This window comes from Geobacillus sp. FSL K6-0789 (assembly GCF_038593135.1).
Taxonomy (GTDB): Bacteria; Bacillota; Bacilli; order Bacillales; family Anoxybacillaceae; genus Geobacillus; species Geobacillus stearothermophilus.
This window is the reverse complement of record NZ_CP151966.1, coordinates 92328-110369: the sequence shown is the minus strand read 5'-3', so window position 1 is coordinate 110369 and position 18042 is coordinate 92328. Positions and strand designations below refer to the sequence as shown.

General features: G+C 54.5%; 11 protein-coding genes, 3 rRNA genes and 1 other annotated feature. All 14 genes read right to left on the bottom strand.

From position 1 onward, the window contains the following. Positions 1–3: 3 nt before the first annotated feature. Positions 4–1413: a cysteine--tRNA ligase gene (gene cysS, locus NSQ51_RS00560; protein WP_033017262.1), complete on the bottom strand. Its 1410-nt coding sequence runs from the start codon at positions 1411–1413 to the stop codon at positions 4–6. Continuing rightward, complete coding sequence (cysE, locus tag NSQ51_RS00555; protein WP_230581422.1) at positions 1391–2101, bottom strand: serine O-acetyltransferase; 711 nt, start codon at positions 2099–2101, stop codon at positions 1391–1393. The genes cysS and cysE overlap by 23 nt, the downstream gene beginning before the upstream one ends. Positions 2102–2125: 24 nt before the next feature. Beyond that, positions 2126–2364: a binding site (T-box leader), on the bottom strand. A gap of 75 nt (positions 2365–2439) precedes the next feature. Next, entirely contained in the window at positions 2440–3909 is a 1470-nt protein-coding gene (gene gltX / locus NSQ51_RS00550) for a glutamate--tRNA ligase (protein ID WP_033008710.1), read from the bottom strand. A 106-nt stretch (positions 3910–4015) separates the two neighbouring features. Continuing rightward, positions 4016–4498 (bottom strand): 2-C-methyl-D-erythritol 2,4-cyclodiphosphate synthase, encoded by a 483-nt coding sequence (ispF, locus tag NSQ51_RS00545; protein ID WP_033008623.1) that lies wholly within the window; start codon positions 4496–4498, stop codon positions 4016–4018. A 14-nt stretch (positions 4499–4512) separates the two neighbouring features. Next, positions 4513–5199, bottom strand: a complete 687-nt coding sequence (gene ispD / locus NSQ51_RS00540; protein ID WP_121649982.1) for a 2-C-methyl-D-erythritol 4-phosphate cytidylyltransferase — start codon at positions 5197–5199, stop codon at positions 4513–4515. 21 nt (positions 5200–5220) lie between these two features. Further along, complete coding sequence (locus NSQ51_RS00535) at positions 5221–6315, bottom strand: PIN/TRAM domain-containing protein (protein WP_033017264.1); 1095 nt, start codon at positions 6313–6315, stop codon at positions 5221–5223. Positions 6316–6600: 285 nt separating this feature from the next. Beyond that, the gene (gene radA, locus NSQ51_RS00530; protein WP_033017265.1) at positions 6601–7971 is read right to left on the bottom strand and encodes a DNA repair protein RadA; all 1371 of its coding nucleotides are present in this window, start codon (positions 7969–7971) and stop codon (positions 6601–6603) included. A gap of 75 nt (positions 7972–8046) precedes the next feature. After that, complete coding sequence (gene clpC / locus NSQ51_RS00525; RefSeq protein ID WP_033017266.1) at positions 8047–10482, bottom strand: ATP-dependent protease ATP-binding subunit ClpC; 2436 nt, start codon at positions 10480–10482, stop codon at positions 8047–8049. Beyond that, positions 10479–11570 carry a protein arginine kinase gene (locus tag NSQ51_RS00520; protein WP_033017267.1) on the bottom strand — a complete coding sequence of 364 codons (1092 nt, stop codon included), beginning with the start codon at positions 11568–11570 and terminating at the stop codon, positions 10479–10481. The genes clpC and NSQ51_RS00520 overlap by 4 nt, the downstream gene beginning before the upstream one ends. Positions 11571–11574: 4 nt before the next feature. After that, a complete protein-coding gene (locus tag NSQ51_RS00515) occupies positions 11575–12123 on the bottom strand; it encodes a UvrB/UvrC motif-containing protein (protein WP_033008611.1) in 549 nt (182 codons plus the stop codon). Between the two features lie 14 nt (positions 12124–12137). Further along, entirely contained in the window at positions 12138–12599 is a 462-nt protein-coding gene (ctsR, locus tag NSQ51_RS00510; RefSeq protein ID WP_033017268.1) for a transcriptional regulator CtsR, read from the bottom strand. A gap of 274 nt (positions 12600–12873) precedes the next feature. Further along, positions 12874–12990 (bottom strand): 5S ribosomal RNA (gene rrf, locus NSQ51_RS00505). A 230-nt stretch (positions 12991–13220) separates the two neighbouring features. After that, positions 13221–16148, bottom strand: a 23S ribosomal RNA gene (locus NSQ51_RS00500). Positions 16149–16418: 270 nt separating this feature from the next. Next, a 16S ribosomal RNA gene (locus NSQ51_RS00495) occupies positions 16419–17977 on the bottom strand. The 16S, 23S and 5S rRNA genes sit together here, the layout of an rRNA operon. Between the last annotated feature and the right edge of the window lie 65 nt (positions 17978–18042).

Genomic DNA, 18042 nt, shown 5'->3' with positions numbered 1-18042 from the left:
TGCTTATGATCCCCGTTTCCATCTTGTCCCTTGAGGCGTATCTTCCAAAATAATGTTTTTGGCCTTCAACTCGTCGCGAATGCGGTCAGCCAGCGCGAAATCGCGGTTTTTCCGCGCTTCGTTGCGCTGTTGGATCAGCGCCTCGATTTCCTCATCAAGCAGCTCTTCTTGCTTTGGCTTTGGATCGAGGCCAAGCACGTCCATCAACTGTTCAAATTCACGCAAAAAGGCGCCAATAACGGTTTCCGATGTCGTCTTTTCCTGCAAATACAAGTTCGCTTGTTTCGCCAGCTCAAATAGAACCGCAATGCCGTTCGCCGTGTTGAAATCGTCGTCCATTTCGCGGATGAACGATTCGCGGACCGCAGCGATGCGCGACAGCCATTTGTCATCGTCGTCGGTTAAATTCGTGCTCGCTCCGAGCCGGTGCTGCAAGTTGCCATATGCCGTCCTTAAGCGTTCGAGCCCGCGCCGGGCGCTCTCGAGCAGCTCTTCGCTGTAGTTGATCGGATGGCGATAGTGCACCGACAACATAAAGAAGCGCAGCACTTGCGGGTCAATCTGCCGGATGATATCGTGGACGAGCACGAAGTTGCCGAGCGACTTCGACATTTTTTCGTTGTTAATATTTAAATACCCGTTGTGCAGCCAATATTTCGCAAACGGTTTGCCGGTCAAAGCCTCTGACTGGGCGATTTCGTTTTCATGGTGCGGGAACGTCAAATCTTGGCCGCCGGCGTGGATATCGATCGTATCGCCTAAATATTTGCGCGCCATCGCCGAGCATTCGATATGCCAACCCGGCCGCCCTTTCCCCCATGGACTGTCCCAACAAATCTCTCCTTCTTTCGCCGCTTTCCAAAGGGCGAAATCGAGCGGGTCGTCTTTTTTCTCGCCGACTTCGATGCGCGCTCCAGCCTGCAATTCATCGATCGATTGGTGCGACAGCTTGCCGTAACCGGGAAACTTGCGCGTCCGGTAGTAGACGTCGCCATCCACCTCGTACGCATACCCCTTGTCGATGAGCGCTTGGATGAATTCGATAATCGTCCCGATATTTTCTGTCACGCGCGGGTGGATGTCCGCCTTTTTGCAGCCAAGCGCCTGAATGTCTTCAAAATACGCCTCGATAAACCGCTCGGCAATCGCCGGAACGCTTTCGCCAAGCTCGCGGGCCGCCTTAATCAGTTTGTCGTCGACATCGGTAAAATTGGATACGTACGTCACGTCGTAGCCGCGGAACTCCAAATAGCGGCGGATCGTGTCAAAGACGATGGCGGCCCGGGCGTTCCCGATATGGATATAGTTGTAAACGGTAGGACCGCATACATACATTTTGACCTTGTTGGGCTCAAGCGGCTCAAACGGTTCCTTTTTTCGCGTCAACGTATTATAAAGCCGGATGCTGCTCATACTCGCTCTTCCTTTCTTGCTGTTTCAATGCCTCCAACTCGCTTTTCAGCCGGACGATCTCCTCTTCAAGCTCCCGGAACCGGTCAGCGATCGGATCTGGCAGGTCGGTGTGGTTCAAATCTTTTTTCACTTTCACTCCATCACGCACAACCACGCGGCCCGGAATGCCAACGACGGTTGAGTTGGGCGGCACGTCTTTTAACACGACCGACCCGGCGCCAATTTTCGAGTTTTCGCCGATCGTAATCGACCCGAGCACTTTCGCGCCGGCAGCGATCAAACAGTTGTCTTTGATCGTCGGGTGCCGCTTCCCTTTTTCTTTCCCTGTCCCTCCTAATGTGACCCCTTGATAGACCGTGACATTGTCGCCGATTTCGCACGTTTCGCCGATCACCACACCCATGCCGTGGTCGATGAAAAAGCGGCGGCCGATTTTGGCGCCCGGATGAATTTCAATGCCGGTGAAAAAGCGGCTGATTTGCGAAATCAACCGGGCAAGAAAGTAAAATTTCCGTTTGTAAAGCGCATGAGCGATCCGATGCGCCCAAATGGCATGCAGACCGGAGTACGTTAAAATGACTTCCAGGTAGCTTCTTGCCGCCGGGTCTTGCTCAAAAATGACCTCAATATCCTCTTTTAACGTTTTAAACATCATGTCCTCCCTCCATCCCTCTAAGTTGTTTTGAATAAAAAAGCGTCCCTGTGCCGAAGACACAGAGACGCTTTTGGCGCGGTTCCACTCTGTTTAGCGAAACGGGAAAACGCCGTTTCACTCACTCGAGTCCGATAACGGAGAGGCTCCGCTCCTCTCTACTGCAGAACGTCTCTGTTCCGGTTCGAAAGGAGACTCCGAGGCGCATTTCGGATAACGCCGGGCATAAGCCGCTTCCAGCCAAGGCGACTCTCTCTGGGATGACGGCGTTTCCTACTTCTCCTCGTCAACGCTTTTTCACTATGCGCTTGTTCAACCGATAAACTTTGTATTATTATACCACACGCACTACGCAAACGTGCACACCTATTCCGCTAAAATTTTTCTTGCAGCGCCCGCTCGAGCCGCTCGATTACTTTTTGTTTGCCGAGCAGCTGAATGGCAAACGGAAGCTCCGGCCCGTGCGTTTGCCCGGTCACCGCGGCGCGAATTGGCATAAACAGCTTTTTCCCTTTTTGTCCGGTCGCCTTTTGCACCGCCTTAATCGCCGCTTTAATTTCGTCGGCTGTAAACGGGTCGAGGTCCCGCACATGGGCCAAAAAGGCCGAAAGCACGTCGGGCACTTGTTCTTCGGCGAGCACTTGGCGCGCCTCATCTTCGTATTCGACTTCTTCCTTAAAGAACAACTCGGACAACGGAACAATCTCCGCCCCGTAGCTCATTTGCTCTTGATACAGTGCGATTAAATCGCGCGCCCACTGCCGCTGTTCGTCGCTCATGTCCGCCGGCAAGCGCCCGGCTTTCACCAAATGCGGCAAAGCCAATTCGACGAGCCGGTCCAAATCGAGTTTTTTGATGTATTGATTGTTCATCCATGTCAGCTTTTTCGTGTCAAACATCGACGGCGACTTTGACAGCCGCGAAACGTCGAAGATGCGGATGAGCTCGTCTTTCGAAAAAATTTCTTCCTCCCCTTCCGGCGACCAGCCTAAGAGGGCGAAAAAGTTGAACATCGCTTCCGGCAAATAGCCGAGCTCTTTGTATTGCGACACGAACTGAATGATTGACTCATCGCGCTTGGACAACTTTTTCCGCTGTTCGTTGACAATCAACGTCAAATGGGCAAACTGCGGCGGCTCCCAGCCAAAATATTCATACACCATCAGCTGCTTCGGCGTGTTGGACAAATGCTCCTCACCGCGGAACACATGGCTGATCTCCATAAGGTGGTCGTCGATGACGACGGCAAAGTTGTACGTCGGAATACCGTTCGCCTTCACAATGACCCAATCGCCGATATCTTTCGATTCAAACGTCACTTTGCCGCGCACCAGATCGTCGACTTCGTATGTTTTCCCTTCCGGCACCTTGAGGCGGATCGTATACGGCTTGCCTTGCGCCTCAAGTTCCGCGACCTGTTCCGGCGTCAAACGGCGGCACTTGCCGCTGTATTGCGGAGCGGCGATGCCGGCCGCACGCTGCTCCTCCCGCTCCCGCTCAAGCTCTTCCGGCGTGCAAAAACATTTGTACGCATGTCCTTGCTCGAGCAGTTCGTCCACATACTTCCGGTATATATCAAGCCGCTCCGTCTGGCGGTACGGCCCATAGCCGCCATCTTTATCAACGGACTCGTCATAATCGATGCCGAGCCATTGTAAGTTTTCGAGCTGCGACTGTTCGCCGCCTTCCACGTTCCGTTCGATATCCGTATCCTCGATGCGGACGATCATTTTTCCGCCGTGATGGCGAGCAAACAAATAGTTAAACAGCGCGGTCCGCGCCCCTCCGATATGCAAATGGCCGGTCGGGCTCGGCGCATAGCGCACGCGCACATCTTTTGCCATCGTCCAACCCTCCACTTTCATCCAAACTTGTACCCTTATTGTACCGTTTATCGCGGCAAAGTTCAAAACGGACGGCTCGCCCCATTCGGCGCCTAACGGTTGCGCCTTACTCCCCGCTCTTTTTAAGCAACACGACCGCTTGGGCGGCAATGCCTTCCCCGCGCCCGGTGAACCCGAGTTTTTCCGTTGTCGTCGCCTTGACGTTCACTTGTGTGCGCTCGGCTTCAAGCAGGCGGGCGATCACGGCTTTCATCTCCTCAATGTACGGAGCCATTTTCGGCTTTTGAGCGATAATCGTACAGTCGGCGTTCACCAATGCATACCCTTCCTTCCGGACGAGCGTCCATACGTGCGCCAACAATTCGGTTGAGTCCGCGTCTTTATAGCGCGGGTCATCATCAGGAAAATGCCGTCCGATATCGCCGGCGCCAATCGCTCCAAGGCACGCGTCCGCCACCGCGTGGAGCAGCACATCGGCATCCGAATGGCCGAGCAGCCCTTTCTCATGCGGAATATGTACGCCGCCAATGATAAGCGGACGCCCTTCAACGAGCTGGTGAACGTCAAACCCTTGTCCGATGCGAAACATGTCTTCACCTCCGTTTACTCTGCGACGCGGCTCGCTAAAATCGCCTCGGCAAACAAAATGTCTTCCGGAGTCGTCAGTTTAATGTTGCGGTAGTCCCCTTCTACAATTTTCACCGGCTTGCCGAGCCGCTCGACGAGGCTGGCGTCGTCCGTGCCAAGATAGCCTTCCCGTTTCGCAGCCTCATGCGCCTCGGCGATCAAAGACAGACGAAAAGCTTGTGGCGTCTGCACCGCCCACAAGCTGGAACGATCAATCGTCTGTTCGACAAACAAACCGTCCACTTTTTTGATTGTGTCTTTCACCCGCACAGCCGGGACCGCTGCCCCGTATCGGGCGGCTGCATCCGCCAGCTCATGCAAATGGCGGACGTGAATAAACGGGCGGGCGCCGTCGTGGATCAGGACAATGCCCCGTCCCTCTAACGCCTGCAGCCCGTTATAGACGCTATGTTGCCGCTCCTCGCCGCCCTCAGCGAACGCTGCCACTTTTTTGATACGAAAACGAACGACAAGTTGCTCAAAGCGGCTTCGCTCCGCCTGATTCACGACAAGCACGACGCGGGCGCACCGTTCATCGCGGTCGAACACCTTCAGCGTCCGGACGATGAGCGGTTCGCCACCTAGTTCAATAAACTGCTTATTCATACCGGCGTTCATCCTCTTTCCTTGTCCGGCCGCCAAGACAATCGCTTCGTAGTTCATTGGACGTTTCCCCTGTTCTGTTTACAGCGCTTTTTGCAACAGCTTCAGCTTGGCAAAAATCATTCTCCCCGCAGATGTTTGTAACACGCTGGTGACTAGGACGTCAACCCGTTTGCCGATATATTCTTTGCCGTCTTCGACAACAATCATCGTTCCGTCATCCAAGTAAGCAACGCCCTGGTTATGTTCCTTTCCGTCCTTAATGACATGCACATTCAGCTCCTCGCCCGGCAGGACGATCGGCTTGACGGCATTAGCCAAATCGTTGATATTAAGGACGCGCACGTTTTGTAGCTCACACACTTTGTTCAAGTTGAAATCGTTTGTGACGACGACGCCTTGAAGCTGTTTGGCTAGTTTGACGAGCTTGCTGTCGACTTCTTGCACATCGCTGAAGTCGGCCTCATGAATTTCCACCTTCATCGCCATCTCTTTTTGAATGCGGTTTAAAATATCCAAGCCGCGGCGGCCGCGGTTTCGCTTCAGCACATCGGAGGAGTCGGCGATATGCTGGAGCTCCTCTAACACAAAACGGGGAATGACAAGCGGGCCTTCCAAAAACCCGGTTTGGCAAATGTCCGCGATCCGCCCATCGATGATGACGCTTGTGTCCAAAATTTTCACCGCTCCACCTTTCGGCGCCTCGTTCTCGGTTTCTCCGCCTTTTTTCTTTGTCATTCGATTGGAAAGAGAAAATAAGTTCATCAGCTCATTCCGTTTCTTTAAGCCGACACGAAACCCTAAATAGCCAAGCAAGATCGTCAAAAAAATCGGCAGCACCGTGTTCAACACTTGAATTCGAAACGATTGCAGCGGCATGACGACCAAAAACGCAATAATAAGACCAAAAATCAGCCCGAGGCTGCCAAACAGCACGTCAGCAGCAGGCGCCCTTACCAATGTTTCCTCGACCCAGCGCACCATGTCCACAACATAATCCACAAGCCAAAACGTCAACAAAAAGAAAAGAACAGCGCCCAACACCGCCAACGTATAGGAATTATGGATGAGCGGCATGTCGCTTACATTCAACAGCGCAAGCAAATCAGGCAAAAACATGGCGCCCAGCGTTCCGCCTACGGCGAAAAAAAATAGTTGTACGACACGTTTGACCATCGGCTCATCTTCACCTCCCTATCTAACATTATAAACAGTTTCCAATGTTTGAAACCAACCGAAACCCAATTTTTAACCATTTTTGAACATTCGACATCCGCTTGTAACAATTCGCGCTGGACGCCTGTGCACAGCGGAAGGACGTTGCCCCCCTATATATATTTACGTTGTTCGAAACAAAAAGTTCGGTCATTTCATGCAAAACATGATCGGGGCGGAGCAAGAGGATGCTTTAGCGAGCGCCCCCAGCCGTTTCCTATTTGCCCGTTCCCCCGAAGAAAGCGTTCAAATCATCGTGTGCTCGAGCGCCTCAGCCACATGGGAAACGCCGATCACCTGAACGCTTGCCGGCGGCTGCCAACCTGCCAAATTGTTTTTCGGTACAATGACACGGGAAAAACCTAGTTTGACAGCCTCTTGCACACGCTGTTCAATGCGGGAGACACGCCGCACTTCCCCGGTCAACCCGACTTCACCGATAATGACGTCGGTCGGATTGGTCGGCCGATCGCGAAAGCTTGAGGCGATGCTGACGGCGATGGCTAGGTCAATGGCCGGCTCATCAAGCTTCACTCCGCCCGCCACCTTCAAATAGGCATCTTGGTTTTGCAACAGCAGCCCGACCCGCTTTTCCAATACGGCCATAAGCAACGACACGCGGTTATGATCGAGGCCGGTCGCCATCCGCCTCGGGTTGCCGAAGCTTGTCGGCGAAACGAGCGCTTGAATTTCCACCAGAACCGGGCGCGTCCCTTCCATGGCCGCCACCACCGTCGAACCCGCCGCCCCGTGCGATCGCTCTTCCAAAAACACTTCGGACGGATTTTCCACTTCCCGCAGCCCGATGTCGCGCATTTCAAAAATACCGATTTCATTCGTCGAACCGAAGCGGTTTTTCACCGCCCGCAAAATGCGGTACGTATGATGCCGCTCCCCCTCAAAATAAAGGACGGTATCGACCATATGCTCGAGAATGCGCGGCCCGGCGATCGCCCCTTCTTTCGTCACATGGCCGACGATAAAAATGGCGACGCCTTTTGTTTTGGCGATTTTCATCAACTCAGCGGTGCACTCGCGCACTTGGGCGACACTGCCCGGCGCTGACGTAATATCCGTCCGGTACACCGTCTGGATTGAATCAATCACGACACAGGAGGGCTGAATCGTTTCAATCGCTGATACAATATATTCCAAATTCGCCTCCGCTAACACATACAGATGATCGGACTCGGCGCGAAGGCGCCCAGCGCGCAGTTTTACCTGTTTGACGGATTCCTCGCCCGATACATACAACACTGTATGCCTAGCCGCCAGTTGCGCTGAGGCCTGCAGCAACAGCGTCGACTTGCCGATGCCGGGGTCGCCGCCGATTAAGACGAGCGACCCTTTGACGATCCCCCCACCGAGCACGCGATTGAACTCTGCACTGTTCGTTTCGATGCGCGGCTCTTGCACCGCGGCAACGGCAGTAATCGGAACCGGTTTAGCGGACCCGGACGGCTCCGAATGGAGAAATGCCCCACGCACAGCGGTTCTGACCGGCTCGATTTCCTCGACGAATGAGTTCCACGTTTGGCATCCCGGGCAGCGGCCGAGCCACTTCGCCGATTCGTATCCGCACTCTTGGCAAACAAATTTCGTCTTCTTTTTCGCCATTGAACTAACCCTTTCTCTCTTGTGTTCCATATGGAAAAAAGGTATGGGCAGCATCGTGCCGCATACCTTTTTTCATCACATCACGGCCTGTTTTGCCAATACGACAAATTCCCCATCTTTCACATCAACGACGACTTTTTGTCCTTTGGCGATCGTGCCTTTTAACAGTTCTTCGGACAAACGGTCTTCAATATGTTTTTGCAAAGCGCGGCGCAACGGGCGAGCCCCGTATTCCGGATCGAAACCTTCAGCAGCGATTTTCTCAATCGCCGCCTCCGTCAATTCAAGGTCAATATCTTGCTCTTTCAGCCGTTTCACCAGCGTATCAGCCATCAGACGGACAATTTGTTTTAGATGGTCTTTTTCAAGCGAATGGAAGACGATAATTTCATCGATCCGGTTCAAAAACTCCGGACGGAACGCTTTTTTCAGCTCATCCATGACCTTGCTTTTCATGTCTTTGTATTGCTGGTTTCCATCCTGGATGTTAAAGCCGACATACTTGTTCCGCTTCAAAGCATCCGCGCCGACGTTCGATGTCATAATGATGATCGTGTTGCGGAAGTCAACCGTCCGCCCTTTCGAGTCAGTCAACCGCCCGTCTTCGAGCACCTGCAGCAAGATGTTAAACACGTCCGGATGCGCTTTTTCCATCTCATCCAACAGAACGACCGAGTATGGCTTGCGACGCACTTTTTCGGTCAGCTGACCGCCTTCTTCGTAGCCGACATACCCCGGCGGCGAACCGATGAGCCGCGATGTCGAGTGTTTTTCCATATACTCGGACATATCGATGCGAATGAGGGCATCTTCATCTCCAAACATTGCCTCGGCCAATGCACGGGCCAATTCCGTTTTCCCGACGCCGGTCGGGCCGAGGAAAATGAACGAACCGATCGGGCGTTTCGGGTCTTTGAGGCCAGCCCGGGCGCGGCGCACCGCTTTGGCCACCGCTTTGACCGCCTCGTCTTGGCCGACGACGCGCGAATGCAAAATTTCTTCCAGTTTCAACAGCCGCTCGGTTTCCGTCTCGGCCAGCTTCGATACCGGAATCCCGGTCCAACTCGAGACGACCGCGGCAATGTCTTCGACCGTCACTTCCAAATTTTCTTGGCCTTGTTTTTCTTTCCACGCACGTTTCGTTTCTTCAAGCTCTTCACGCAGCCGCTGCTCCATATCACGCAGCGACGCCGCTTTTTCAAATTCTTGGCTTTGCACGGCCGCATCTTTCTCTTTTCGCACTTCTTCAAGCTTTTGCTCCAGTTCTTTCAGTTTCGGCGGCGCCGTGAACGAACGGAGACGCACTTTCGAGCAAGCTTCATCAATCAAGTCGATCGCTTTATCCGGCAGGAACCGGTCGGTAATATACCGGTCGGAAAGTTTGACTGCCTGAATGATCGCCTCATCGGAAATCGAGACGCGATGATGCGCTTCATACCGGTCGCGCAGCCCTTTTAAAATTTGAATCGACTCTTCAACTGTCGGCTCATCGACGTGAATCGGCTGGAAGCGGCGCTCGAGCGCAGCATCTTTCTCAATGTATTTGCGGTATTCATCAAGCGTTGTCGCACCGATACATTGCAATTCTCCACGCGCCAAGGCCGGCTTTAAAATGTTCGACGCGTCGATGGCCCCTTCGGCTCCGCCAGCGCCGATTAACGTATGGAGTTCATCGATGAACAAAATGATATTGCCCGCCTGGCGAATTTCGTCCATCACTTTTTTCAGCCGGTCTTCAAATTCGCCGCGGTATTTCGTCCCGGCGACGACCGTCCCCATATCGAGCGTCATGACCCGTTTGTCGCGCAGCGTTTCCGGCACTTCGTTGTTGACGATTTGCTGGGCCAATCCTTCCGCGATCGCTGTTTTTCCAACCCCCGGTTCACCGATGAGCACCGGGTTGTTTTTTGTCCGTCGGCTCAACACTTCAATAACACGCTGAATTTCTTTGCTGCGGCCGATGACCGGATCAAGCCGCCCTTCGCGGGCAATCGCCGTCAAATCGCGGGCAAGGCTGTCAAGCGTCGGCGTGCTTACATGCGAAGCCCCCCCACCGCCGTGGCCCGATACCGATTCATTGCTGCCGAGCAGTTGCAACACTTGTTGGCGCGCCTTGTTCAAGCTCACCCCGAGGTTGTTCAGCACGCGAGCGGCCACGCCTTCCCCCTCGCGGATCAAGCCAAGCAAAATATGCTCCGTGCCGACATACGAATGGCCAAGTTTCCTCGCTTCGTCCATTGACAGCTCGATCACTTTTTTCGCCCGCGGCGTGTAATGGAGCGTATGGGACACTTCATTGCCGCGGCCGATGAGCGATTCGACTTCTTTTTGGATTTTATCCGGGTCAAGTCCAAGCGCCATGAGCGCTTTAGCAGCGATTCCTTCCCCCTCACGGATCAGCCCAAGCAAAATATGTTCGGTTCCGATATTGTTATGGCCGAGGCGGATGGCTTCCTCTTGCGCCAACGCCAGCACTTTTTGCGCCCGTTCCGTAAATCTGCCAAACATCATCGTTCATCACCCTCCATCTTTCTTCGTGTTTCCATCCTTAAGCGTTCCCGAATCAACGCCGCCCGGCGGACATCCCGTTCCTCAGGGCGAAGCACCCCTCCGGCATATTGTTGCAAAAATCCTGGCTGCGTCAAAATCATCAGCTCATTTAAAATGTTGCGCGAGACGTTTTTGATATATCCTAAATCGATCCCTAAACGCACATCCGACAGGCATTGCGCCGCCTCCTTCGAATCGATGACGCGGCAGTTGGCCAATATGCCGTATGAACGGAATACCTTGTCTTCTAATTGTATGCCCAACGTTTTCACTAATGCCTGGCGAGCCGCCCTTTCTTGGGCGATGAGCTGCTCAACGATCGTATGCAAATCAGCGACAATATCTTCTTCTGATTTTCCGAGCGTAATTTGGTTCGAAATTTGGAAAATGTTCCCTAAAGCCTCACTTCCTTCCCCGTACGTGCCGCGGACGACGAGTCCCAACTGGTTGATGGCAGGGATGATGCGGTTGATCTGCTGCGTCAGCACCAGCGCCGGAAGATGCATCATCACCGACGCCCGCAACCCCGTTCCGACGTTCGTCGGACAGCTCGTTAAGTAACCAAGCCGTTCATCGAACGCATAGTTGACATGCCCTTCAATCCAATCATCCAACTCGCTCGCCGCCTCAAGCGCCTCGGCAAGCTGAAGCCCTGGAAACAGACACTGAATGCGGATATGGTCTTCCTCGTTGATCATAATGCTGATTTCCTCATTTTCCGAAAGCAGGCAGGCGCCAAACGGCGAATCTTCAGCCAAATGCGGGCTGATTAAGTGCTTTTCCACCAATACCCGTTTTTCAATCGGTTGAAGCTCCGACATTTTCAACAGTTCAAACCGTCCCGCTTCCCCATACGGACGATGGACGAACGCGCGCTCAAACAAGGCAACGATTTGTTTCGCCTCTTCGCTGCTAAACAGCGTTGGGAAACGAAAATCAACAATATTGCGCGCCAGCCGGATGCGGCTGCTCAACACGATGTCCGAATTCGGCCCCTCCTGGCTCATCCAAGCGCTGACCGCTGTGTTGAAAAACTTTCCAAATGACATACCGCTACATCTCCCCCTCTCCACGTCGGCGAAGTTCGTCCTCTAACGAACGAATCTGGTCGCGCACCTCGGCCGCCCGCTCAAATTCCTCGCGGGCAACTAATTCCTGAAGCTTTTGTTTCAACGTGGCCAGCTGCTTCCGCAAATGGAGGACGCCGCCTTTTCGCTTCGGAATTTTCCCTGAATGAGCAGTATTTCCGCTATGAAGCCGTTTTAAAATCGGCGGAAGGTAACGGGCAAACGTCCGATAGCAGTCGGCGCAACCGAACCGCCCAATTTGCGTAAACTGGTGGTATGTCATTTGGCACGTCTCGCATTGAAGCAAATCCGGATTCGGGAACGCATTGGCCGTCACTTCTTTCATCGGAGCTTGAAAGTTGAGAAGCCCCGCTAACAAATTGTTGAGCGGAAAGTCGTCATGGCCATAGAGCATAAACGTATGACCATGTTCTTTGGCGCATTGCTCGCAAAGGTGAAATTCCGTTTTTTCCCCGTTGACTATTTTCGTAAAATGCATCGTCGCCGGGCGTTGCTTGCATTCTTGGCAAATCAATGCCTTCCCCTCCCCTACTTATACTTTAGCGACGTCAGCATCGCCTTTAACATGCGCGCCCGCAGTTCATCCCGCTCGGGCAAATCGATATATAAAACGGAGCGATCCATCACGCTCAACATCATTTTCGCTTCCCGCTCCGAAATCACCTTTTCTTCCATAAGTCGTTTTATCACATCTTCGGCGCTCGACTGGCTGATGCGGTGGTCGATCAGCTCGAGCAACTGGTCAATCAGCTGCGCCTCGCTTTTCGTCTTTACTTTCATAATGCGGATATAGCCGCCGCCACCGCGCTTGCTTTCAACAATATATCCGCGCTCGAGCGTGAATCTCGTGTTGATGACATAGTTGATTTGCGAGGGAACACATCGGAATTTATTAGCAATTTCACTTCGTTTAATTTCAACGATGTCTTGGTCGCTCATATTGAGTACTTGCTTCAAATATTGCTCGATAATGTCGGAAATGTTTGGCACTCTACCTCCCACCTTCCTCACAACCAAGCTGCTCCCTGCCCAATAATAAACGGGCATTCCTTGGGAAGAAGCATCACCGCCATCTTGTTGACTTTGACTATATTTGACCTTGCTTTTACTATACAATGTATGACGAAAAATTGCAAGGGCTACCGAAACAAGGGAGACTATCTATAGAATATCCGTTTTTTCGCCCAGTAAAACGCTTCTCGGTCAGATAAACGAAAAAGCACGCTTTTTCTCCTAATGAAGAAAAAGGCGTGCTTTCTGCTTAGCCTAGCAGCGACCTACTCTTGCAGGGGCGCTGGCCCCAACTACCATCGGCGCTGGAGGGCTTAACTTCCGTGTTCGGGATGGGAACGGGTGTTTCCCCTCCGCTATCACCACTAGGCCATATGAGGTTGTCAGGAATTCGTTCCCTGAAAACTAGATAACCGTTTCAGGAAGAAGCCGGGACGCTTTCACTTTTCATTGTCTAGCTCCGGCTCGCCGCCGCTTTTCGCTGTCTAGTTCCGGCCGCCATCGGCTCGCGACGCTTCGGTCCTGCTGCGGCGGGCTAAGCCCGCTCGCAGGCCCTCCAGCGCGCCTCGCCGATAAGCAGGCGGCCTCCACTTTTCTTGTTAGGTTAAGCCCTCGATCGATTAGTATCCGTCAGCTCCACGTGTCGCCACGCTTCCACCTCGGACCTATCGACCTCGTCATCTTCGAGGGATCTTACCCGCCTGACGCGGTGGGAAATCTCATCTTGAGGGGGGCTTCACGCTTAGATGCTTTCAGCGCTTATCCCGTCCGCACATAGCTACCCAGCGGTGCCCCTGGCGGGACAACTGGTACACCAGCGGTGCGTCCATCCCGGTCCTCTCGTACTAAGGACAGCTCCTCTCAAATTTCCTGCGCCCGCGACGGATAGGGACCGAACTGTCTCACGACGTTCTGAACCCAGCTCGCGTACCGCTTTAATGGGCGAACAGCCCAACCCTTGGGACCGACTACAGCCCCAGGATGCGATGAGCCGACATCGAGGTGCCAAACCTCCCCGTCGATGTGGACTCTTGGGGGAGATCAGCCTGTTATCCCCGGGGTAGCTTTTATCCGTTGAGCGATGGCCCTTCCATGCGGAACCACCGGATCACTAAGCCCGACTTTCGTCCCTGCTCGACCTGTCCGTCTCGCAGTCAAGCTCCCTTGTGCCTTTGCACTCTCCGAATGATTTCCAACCATTCTGAGGGAACCTTTGGGCGCCTCCGTTACCTTTTGGGAGGCGACCGCCCCAGTCAAACTGCCCGCCTGACACTGTCTCCCACCCCGCTAAGGGGTGCGGGTTAGAATTTCAATATCGCCAGGGTGGTATCCCACCGCCGCCTCCACCGAAGCTGGCGCTCCGGCTTCCCAGGCTCCCACCTATCCTGTACAAGCGATACCAAAATTCCATATCAGGCTGCAGTAAAGCTCCACGGGGTCTTTCCGTCCTGTCGCGGGTAACCTGCATCTTCACAGGTAGTATAATTTCACCGGGTCTCTCGTTGAGACAGCGCCCAAGTCGTTACACCTTTCGTGCGGGTCGGAACTTACCCGACAAGGAATTTCGCTACCTTAGGACCGTTATAGTTACGGCCGCCGTTTACTGGGGCTTCGGTTCGCACCTTCGCTTCCGCTAAGCGCTCCCCTTAACCTTCCAGCACCGGGCAGGTGTCAGCCCCTATACGTCGCCTTTCGGCTTCGCAGAGACCTGTGTTTTTGATAAACAGTCGCTTGGGCCTTTTCACTGCGGCTCGTTCGGGCTCTTCACCCAAACGAGCACCCCTTCTCCCGAAGTTACGGGGTCATTTTGCCGAGTTCCTTAACGAGAGTTCTCCCGCGCGCCTTAGGATTCTCTCCTCGCCTACCTGTGTCGGTTTGCGGTACGGGCACCTCTTCCCTCGCTAGAGGCTTTTCTTGGCAGTGTGAAATCGGGGACTTCCGGATGACTCCGTCGCCATCACCGCTTGGCCTTACAATCCGCGGATTTGCCTACGGATCAGCCTTGCGGCTTGGACAGGCTCTTCCAGCCGCCTGCTCGCCCTATCCTCCTGCGTCCCCCCATCGCTCAAACGGGAAGGAGGTGGTACAGGAATCTCAACCTGTTGTCCATCACCTACGCCTTTCGGCCTCGGCTTAGGTCCCGACTAACCCTGAGCGGACGAACCTTCCTCAGGAACCCTTAGGCTTTCGGCGCAGAGGATTCTCACCTCTGTTTTCGCTACTCATACCGGCATTCTCACTTCTAAGCGCTCCACCAGTCCTTCCGGTCTGGCTTCAACGCCCTTAGAACGCTCCCCTACCGATGACCAACGGTCATCCCGCAGCTTCGGCGGCACGTTTAGCCCCGGTACATTTTCGGCGCAGAGTCACTCGACCAGTGAGCTATTACGCACTCTTTAAATGGTGGCTGCTTCTAAGCCAACATCCTGGTTGTCTTTGCAACTCCACATCCTTTTCCACTGAACGTGCACTTTGGGGCCTTAGCTGGCGATCTGGGCTGTTTCCCTCTCGACCACGGATCTTATCACTCGCAGTCTGACTCCCGGGCATAAGTCGTTGGCATTCGGAGTTTGACTGGGTTCGGTAACCCGATGAGGGCCCCTAGCCCAATCAGTGCTCTACCTCCAACACTCTCCATCCCGAGGCTAGCCCTAAAGCTATTTCGGGGAGAACCAGCTATCTCCAAGTTCGATTGGCATTTCACCCCTACCCACACCTCATCCCCGCACTTTTCAACGTGCGTGGGTTCGGGCCTCCAGCCGGTGTTACCCGGCCTTCACCCTGGACATGGGTAGATCACCTGGTTTCGGGTCGACGACGACGTACTTTTCGCCCTGTTCAGACTCGCTTTCGCTGCGGCTCCGCCTCTTCGGCTTAACCTCGCACGCCATCGTCACTCGCCGGTTCATTCTACAAAAGGCACGCCATCACGCATGAACGCGCTCTGACTACTTGTAGGCACACGGTTTCAGGTTCTCTTTCACTCCCCTTCCGGGGTGCTTTTCACCTTTCCCTCACGGTACTGGTGCACTATCGGTCACTAGGGAGTATTTAGCCTTGGGAGATGGTCCTCCCTGCTTCCGACGGGATTTCCCGTGTCCCGCCGTACTCAGGATCCGCTCGGGAGGGAACGAAGTTTCGACTACAGGGCTGTCACCTTCTCTGGCCGGCCGTTCCAGACCGGTTCGTCTACCCCGTTCCTTTCTCACTCCCACAATGAGCGGTCCTACAACCCCAAGAGGCACGCCTCTTGGTTTGGGCTGTTCCCGTTTCGCTCGCCGCTACTCAGGGAATCGCGTTTGCTTTCTTCTCCTCCGGGTACTAAGATGTTTCAGTTCCCCGGGTGTGCCCTCCATGCCCTATGGATTCAGGCATGGATACTGCCCCATTACGGACAGTGGGTTCCCCCATTCGGACATCTCCGGATCAACGCTTGCTTACAGCTCCCCGGAGCGTTTCGGCGTTTGCCCCGTCCTTCATCGGCTCCTAGTGCCAAGGCATCCACCGTGCGCCCTTTCTAGCTTAACCTACAGCGCTCTCGGCTTCTTCCTTATTGTCTAGCGTCGGCTCGCCGCCGCTCGGGGTCAAATAACCTTCGCCTTCCGGGTGCAAGCACCCTTGCAGGCGAAGAACATTTGCCCATCGCGGCGAAACGCTCGCCTCCGCTTTTCCGGTTATCTAGTTTTCAAGGAACGATTTTTGTCATTGAGAGAACATGACTCGCTCCCTCAAAACTGAACGAAACAGAAGCGCTGTGTATCGACAGTTGGCCATTGCGGCCTTCGCTTTTCCCCTTAGAAAGGAGGTGATCCAGCCGCACCTTCCGGTACGGCTACCTTGTTACGACTTCACCCCAATCACTTGCCCCACCTTCGGCGGCTGGCTCCCTTGCGGGTTACCTCACCGACTTCGGGTGTTGCAAGCTCTCGTGGTGTGACGGGCGGTGTGTACAAGGCCCGGGAACGTATTCACCGCGGCATGCTGATCCGCGATTACTAGCGATTCCGGCTTCATGCAGGCGAGTTGCAGCCTGCAATCCGAACTGAGAGCGGCTTTTTGGGATTCGCTCCCCCTCGCGGGTTCGCAGCCCTTTGTACCGCCCATTGTAGCACGTGTGTAGCCCAGGTCATAAGGGGCATGATGATTTGACGTCATCCCCACCTTCCTCCGACTTGTCGCCGGCAGTCCCTCTAGAGTGCCCAACCGAATGCTGGCAACTAGAGGCGAGGGTTGCGCTCGTTGCGGGACTTAACCCAACATCTCACGACACGAGCTGACGACAACCATGCACCACCTGTCACCCTGTCCCCCCGAAGGGGGAACGCCCAATCTCTTGGGTTGTCAGGGGATGTCAAGACCTGGTAAGGTTCTTCGCGTTGCTTCGAATTAAACCACATGCTCCACCGCTTGTGCGGGCCCCCGTCAATTCCTTTGAGTTTCAGCCTTGCGGCCGTACTCCCCAGGCGGAGTGCTTATCGCGTTAGCTGCAGCACTAAAGGGTGTGACCCCTCTAACACTTAGCACTCATCGTTTACGGCGTGGACTACCAGGGTATCTAATCCTGTTTGCTCCCCACGCTTTCGCGCCTCAGCGTCAGGTGCAGGCCAGAGAGCCGCCTTCGCCACTGGTGTTCCTCCACATCTCTACGCATTTCACCGCTACACGTGGAATTCCGCTCTCCTCTCCTGCCCTCAAGTCCCCCAGTTTCCAATGACCCTCCACGGTTGAGCCGTGGGCTTTCACATCAGACTTAAGAGACCGCCTGCGCGCGCTTTACGCCCAATAATTCCGGACAACGCTCGCCCCCTACGTATTACCGCGGCTGCTGGCACGTAGTTAGCCGGGGCTTTCTCGTGAGGTACCGTCACCGCGCCGCCCTCTTCGAACGGCGCTCCTTCGTCCCTCACAACAGAGCTTTACGACCCGAAGGCCTTCTTCGCTCACGCGGCGTCGCTCCGTCAGGCTTTCGCCCATTGCGGAAGATTCCCTACTGCTGCCTCCCGTAGGAGTCTGGGCCGTGTCTCAGTCCCAGTGTGGCCGGTCACCCTCTCAGGCCGGCTACGCATCGTCGCCTTGGTGAGCCGTTACCTCACCAACTAGCTAATGCGCCGCGGGCCCATCCGCAAGTGACAGCCCAAAGGCCGCCTTTCAACCGAAGACCATGCGGTCTTCGGTGTTATCCGGTATTAGCTCCGGTTTCCCGGAGTTATCCCGGTCTTGCGGGCAGGTTGCCCACGTGTTACTCACCCGTCCGCCGCTGACCGAATCAAGGCAAGCCCCAATCCGGTCCGCTCGACTTGCATGTATTAGGCACGCCGCCAGCGTTCGTCCTGAGCCAGGATCAAACTCTCCAAAGAAAGTTGATTGGCTTTTGCTTCGGCCCATGCGGACCTCTGCTTTTCGTATTGTCCAGCTTCGGTCC